Source organism: Thermogutta sp. (assembly GCF_039793925.1).
Taxonomy (GTDB): Bacteria; Planctomycetota; Planctomycetia; order Pirellulales; family Thermoguttaceae; genus Thermogutta.
In genome coordinates, this window is the sequence record NZ_JBAMME010000224.1 from 1 (window position 1) to 5909 (window position 5909).

The window sequence follows — 5909 nt, forward strand, 5'->3', positions numbered from 1 at the left end:
CATGGTTTCCTTCATCCAGCAGGGGGCCTCCTTGTTAGCTGACCTTGTCGAGTTAGAACCAATTGCCAACGAGGGCTGAGCGGTGCGCGGCTCTTTCCGATGGCTTCATCCGAAGCCGATCTGCATAGACACTCTGGCACAGCGATGATGCTGGCATTGGAATAACTCTTCGGCACTCGTGCTCGTGATCTGTCAGAACCTCGGCAAAAACTCTGGGTCACAGTGCCACGAACTGGATAGTGGAAAAAGGGGATGATTGTCACGAAGTGGTTGACTTGGGTGAGTCCACCATTTAAAGTGGTTGAGCGGAAAGTGAGTAGCTTGCCGAACAAAACGTTGGGGCAGATACACCTAATACTCTTGCGTCTTGGCCGGTGAAAACTGAGGCGGCAGGGAGTTCTGCAACGATGAGCGTTTTGCCCCGGCGTACCACCGCATTTCCCAATTCAAATTTTCTTGCTGACACCGAAACCGGTTCGCTGCCAGAAGTCTTAACCCACCCAGACGTTCCCCTTGTTCGCCCCGCTGCCTATTTCAGGTGGCAACCCGCCATGGCCTGGTGTCTTGCAGTGATTATGAGCCCAATTGTGTTACCACTTACGGTGTTTCTCGTTCTTCTCGTCCGCTTAACGAGCCCCGGGCCAGGCCTGTACCGCCAACTGCGGGTGGGAAAAAACGGCAAGCTCTTCTGGATTTACAAAATCCGCACAATGTACTGCGATGCGGAAAAGGAAACCGGACCGGTTTGGACGGCGGAAAACGATCCGCGAATCACTCCTGTTGGCCGAATGCTCCGGCGATTTCATCTGGACGAATTGCCACAGCTCCTGAACGTTCTCAAGGGAGAGATGACACTCATCGGGCCGCGACCGGAACGGCCGGAATTTGCCCAGGTGCTTGCCAAAGCAATCCCAGGGTACTTACAGCGCTGCGCCGTGCTACCCGGCATCACGGGATTGGCGCAAATCAATTTGCCGCCGGACTCCGATCTGGACTCCGTGCGACGGAAGCTAGTGCTCGACCTGGAATACATCGAACGGGGAAATTTCTGGCTGGATGCACGAATTTTCCTCTGTACTGCGCTGAAACTGGTGGGCCTCCCGGGATTGAGAATCGCACGATGGCTTGGATTGACCCGCACAGTCCGAGTTCCCGATTGGATGCGACATGGGGCGATATCTGACACGAACATTCCCAAGACCTACACTGACGCCGTGTCTCACTCAGTTTCCGGCCCACACAATGGACATCGCCGCCCATTTCCCATGCGCTGGACTCCCGTCAGAAAACCCCGTTAGTGGCTTGTTGGTATGGCGGATGTCCTGAACATTCTTACGGTCGATGTCGAGGAGTATTTCCAGGTATCTAATTTTGAAAAGGTGATTTCTCGCGAAGAGTGGGATTCTTTTGCGTCCCGAGTCGCTCCTCCCATTCAAAAACTTCTCGAGATGTTTGCAGACCGGAAGGTGAAGGCGACATTTTTCGTCCTCGGATGGTTGGCTCGACGGCAGCCTCGATTGATTCGCGAGATTCACGACGCTGGCCATCAAATTGGATCGCACAGCTCCTGGCACAAGCTCATTTATGATCAATCCCCGCAGGAGTTTCGAAGTGACCTCAAGGAATCGATGGAGATTTTGAGCGACATCACTGGCACAGCGGTCACCGCTTACCGCGCGCCGAGTTTCTCTATCACCGAAAAATCACTTTGGGCATTTGAGATCTTGGCTGAAGAAGGAATTCGTTATGATTCCAGTGTGTTCCCGATATTTCACGACCGTTATGGACTACCGAGAGCCCCAGTAACGCCCTTTCAGATCCCAACTCAGTCCGGGCCGATTTGGGAAGTTCCGGCGAGTGTTGTGCGAATTTCAGGCATCAATCTTCCGGTGGCTGGTGGGGGATATTTTCGCCTTTATCCATACTGGCTCACATACGCACTTTGTCGAAAGATTCATCGCGAAGGCCGACCGGTGGTGACATATATCCACCCGTGGGAATTGGACCCGGAGCAACCGCGGCTTCCGCGCCTACCCTGGCCTACACGGTTTCGCCATTACGTGAACCTTGCGAAAACTGAGCATAAGCTGTCCCGATTGCTCGGCCATTTTAACTGGGGCACGCTGGAAACCGCTTTGAACCAGTGGCTAACTCAGCACTCCGAGCTGCAGACTCTCACACCTGGCCGCAGCCACGCCGAATGAACACCAGGAAAAGGCTGCTTTACTTGGTTCATCGTACACCTTATCCTCCCAATCGGGGACACAGGATCCGATCCTTTCACTGGCTGGACTATTTGGCTCAGCGATGCGATCTGGACGTAGCCTTCCTGGCCGACGAGCCCCTCACCGGGGAGACAGAGCAGGCCCTCCGGGTACGCTGCCGCAACGTGATATGGTCGCTCATTCTACCCTGGCAGCGCCGGATTCAGGCCATCCTGTCCCTCTCAGTCGGCGCCACCGCAACCAAAGGGGCTTTTTGGTCAAACAAGTTAGCCCGACAAATCGCCTCCTTGTGTCGCCGAAATAGTTATGATGCGATACTCGTCTATTGCTCGAGCATGGTGCAGTACGTGCCAGCAGGCTTTAGAAAAGATGGGGTGATCGTCGATCTTGTGGATGTTGATAGTCAAAAATGGCTGGACTACTCGCGAACAAGTTCGTTACCTCTCAAATGGCTGTATCGCGTGGAGGGTGTGAGACTACGCCATGTGGAGCGTCGTCTGCCTACGCTCGCCTCTTGGATCACCTTGGCGACCGTTCCGGAATGTGACCTTTACAAATCCTTTTGCCCGAATGCACGCACCGCTGTTGTGGAAAACGGCGTGAATATCGATTATTTTTCTCCGAGTTTGAACGGCGAAGAACTTTCGCATCATCGCTTGACGTTTGTGGGCGCGCTGGATTACTCGCCCAACCGTACGGGTGTCATCTGGTTCATAAACAAAGTGTGGCCGATTTTGGTTCAGCGATTTTCAAATTTGGAGTTGTACATCGTCGGCGCTGGGGCTGACGGGAAACTGAAAGCTGCCGTTACACATGTTCCACGCGTGTTCCTCACCGGCGACGTACCGGATGTTCGGCCATTTCTGGCAGGAGCCGTCGCTATTGTTCCTTTGCAACTTGCCCGAGGGGTTCAGAACAAGGTTCTCGAAGCGATGGCAATGGGCTGCGCGACCATCGCAAGTTCTCCCGCTTTGGAGGGCATTTCCGCTGTGCCAGGGCGCCACGTTCTCAAAGCTGACACGCCAGAGGAGTGGATAAACGCGGTCGCCGGTGTTATCAAAAACCCATCCCTACGCAAAGCAATTGGACATGCAGCCCGTGACTATATTGTGCAGCACCATACGTGGCCACAAAAACTCAAGGCCCTCGACGAGTTGTTACAATTGTAACATGACATAGACGTGTAGTGGTGTATTCGGCATATGTAGTAGAGAATGATTACTCCGAAAATGGACTCTGAGAATCTGTGTCCATGTTGCGGACGCGAGATCAGTCAGAAAATAGAGAATGATCGCCGGTGGCTGTTATGGCAGGCGTTGGGCAGGCGTTTTGGTGTCTATGAGGTTCCTTCCCATGTAAAGCTTTCGGTTGTCGTACCCGTCTATAATGAGGAAAACACTATCGATGAGATACTCCGCCGAGTTTGCCAGGTCCCTGTCACCAAAGAAATCATCGTCGTAGACGATGGGAGTACTGATAATACTGCCCTAAAACTGAAACAATGGGAGGGAAACAACATTGTGCGGATACTCCGGCACCCGCATAATCGGGGCAAAGGCGCGGCTTTAAGGACCGGTTTCGCTCACGTCACCGGTGACATTGTGGTCATACAGGATGCCGATTTGGAGTACGATCCGGCTGAGCACCTCCGTTTGATTCAACCTATCGTGGAAGGTGTTGCGGACGTGGTGTATGGCTCTCGATTTATTTCTGAGGGCCCCCATCGCGTCTTGTACTTCTGGCATTACGTTGCCAACCGCACAATTACAACCCTTTCCAATATGTTCACCGATCTCAATCTCACCGATGTCGAAACCTGCCACAAAGCTTTTCGTCGCGAGGTTGTTGAGGCAATCAGGCCCACGCTTAAGGAAAATCGATTCGGAATTGAAATTGAACTCACGGCAAAAGTAGCCCGGCGGGGATATCGTATCTATGAGACGGGGATCAGTTATTACGGACGTACCTATCAACAGGGAAAAAAGATTGGTCTTCGCGATGCGATTCGGGCAATCTGGTGCATATTCCGGTATTGGCTCAAAGACTAAGACCGGAGCGTTTGCTGTCACAGCTTCTCACACCCACAAATAGCGGTAGCTGATGCGCGGACTGGTCTATGTCTACTTACTAACGTATCTTGGGGCAATACTATCACTATTCTATCCATTGATTGGTTTGTTCATATACATTCACTACGCGATTTTAAAGCCTGAATCCCTGTGGTACTGGTCAGTTGGGGCACGGGGACCGGGACGGTATAGTTTTATCGTGGGCATAGGAATGCTTGTGGGCTGGGGCATTCGAGGGCTCGGCGACTGGCGCCTGGGGCGATCAAGTATCGTTGTCGCGATGTTGCTGGCTTTCGTCACGTGGGTTGGCGTGGGCTATTTCTTTGCCCAGGAGCCGATCCTTGTCAGGAACTTCCTGGTATCCCTGCTCAAAATAGCCCTGCCATTTCTGGTCGGGATCACATTGATGGAGAAAAAGGAGCATGTGCGATGGCTGGCCTGGGTGATTGTTGCCACACAGGGATATTTGGCCCTGGATTTTAACCGCAGCTATTATCAGGGAGTAAACCGCATTGTCCTGGAAGCGTATGGCGGTTTCGATAATAATTGTATTGCGGCCGCCATGGTTGTGGGAGCACTCCTCGCCTTCTTCCTCGGGCTGGCTGAGACTCGGTGGCCTCTCAAGGTCATTGCTTTTGCAGCTTCCGCACTGATGGTCCACACGATTATGTTTTCGTTTTCTCGGGGTGGGATACTCGGGTTAATTGCCGGAGGAATAGCAGCATTTATACTCATTCCCAAAAGTTTTAAAACGACCGCGCTTTCAATTCTCGCAGTCCTACTTGCGCTGCGCCTGGCAGGGCCCGAAGTTCGACAGCGTTTCATGACCACGTTTGTCGATCCAGAACAGCGCGATCGTTCCGCTCGCAGCCGGGTGGAACAGTGGGGAGCCTGTCTTCGAAGTATACGCGAAAACCCGTTTTTAGGGGTCGGAGCCAACCACTGGCCGCTTCGATCGCAGCAAATGGGACTCCCACGTATGCACGCGCATTCGTTGTGGCTGGAAACAGCGGCGGAAATGGGTGTGCCAGGATTGTTACTTCTCGGCGGCTTCTATGGGCTGACTATGTACCGGCTGAGGAGATTAATAAAGGAATGTCAGAATCTCGACGTCTGGTCCCAGTATATGGCGCGAGGGGTGATTGCCTCGCTTCTGGGCTTCTCCGTCGCGGTCAGTTTTATCAGCGTGGTGTGGCTGGAGATTCCCTACTATACCGTGTTGCTGGGGGCCGCATTGCTCCGTGTGCACACGCAGGATTGGGAGTATCGCTTTGAACCAACTACCGTTGACTTCCGGACACATGTGAATGAATATGCAAGCATATGACAACAAGCCATTGAATAAATCGGAGATCGCTGTAATTCAGCACAGCCAGGGGCAGGCAGTCAGCGATCATCTGGAGGTTCACCAGCCGGACGGCACACAAGCTGTGAGTGCGAATAGAGGCGATCAAGTATGGACATGGTCGGCCGACGAGCACTTGGGTGGGTTTGCCGTCTGGAGGGAAATGATATCCGAAATCTACAGCTATCGCGAACTTCTCGGACAACTCGTCTTGCGCGATATTCGGATTCGCTATAAGCAGGCAATCATGGGATTCGCGTGGGCATTATT

The 5909-nt window shown here is 53.0% G+C and carries 5 protein-coding genes and 1 pseudogene; all 6 read left to right on the forward strand.

The features are described from left to right. The first annotated feature begins 407 nt into the window (after positions 1-407). On the forward strand, positions 408-1298 hold the full coding sequence (locus ABJK56_RS09340) for a sugar transferase (RefSeq protein ID WP_347244399.1): 891 nt from the start codon (positions 408-410) through the stop codon (positions 1296-1298). Between the two features lie 12 nt (positions 1299-1310). Next, positions 1311-2204 carry an XrtA system polysaccharide deacetylase gene (locus tag ABJK56_RS09345; RefSeq protein WP_347244400.1) on the forward strand — a complete coding sequence of 298 codons (894 nt, stop codon included), beginning with the start codon at positions 1311-1313 and terminating at the stop codon, positions 2202-2204. Between the two features lie 23 nt (positions 2205-2227). Then, on the forward strand, positions 2228-3394 hold the full coding sequence (locus tag ABJK56_RS09350; RefSeq protein ID WP_347244401.1) for a TIGR03087 family PEP-CTERM/XrtA system glycosyltransferase: 1167 nt from the start codon (positions 2228-2230) through the stop codon (positions 3392-3394). Positions 3395-3454: 60 nt separating this feature from the next. Continuing rightward, entirely contained in the window at positions 3455-4273 is an 819-nt protein-coding gene (locus tag ABJK56_RS09355) for a glycosyltransferase family 2 protein (protein WP_347244402.1), read from the forward strand. Positions 4274-4325: 52 nt separating this feature from the next. Next, positions 4326-5621, forward strand: a complete 1296-nt coding sequence (locus tag ABJK56_RS09360) for an O-antigen ligase family protein (protein ID WP_347244403.1) — start codon at positions 4326-4328, stop codon at positions 5619-5621. Further along, a pseudogene (locus ABJK56_RS09365) lies at positions 5602-5909 on the forward strand (hypothetical protein); the annotation flags it as partial. The gene ABJK56_RS09360 and the pseudogene ABJK56_RS09365, both read left to right, overlap by 20 nt.

Excerpts from the sequence above, each read along its gene's own strand:
- ABJK56_RS09340 (WP_347244399.1), top strand. The coding sequence starts at position 408 with ATGAGCGTTTTGCCCCGGCGTACCACCGCATTTCCCAATTCAAATTTT.
- ABJK56_RS09355 (WP_347244402.1), top strand. The coding sequence starts at position 3,455 with ATGGACTCTGAGAATCTGTGTCCATGTTGCGGACGCGAGATCAGTCAG.
- ABJK56_RS09345 (WP_347244400.1), top strand. The coding sequence starts at position 1,311 with ATGGCGGATGTCCTGAACATTCTTACGGTCGATGTCGAGGAGTATTTC.
- ABJK56_RS09360 (WP_347244403.1), top strand. The coding sequence starts at position 4,326 with ATGCGCGGACTGGTCTATGTCTACTTACTAACGTATCTTGGGGCAATA.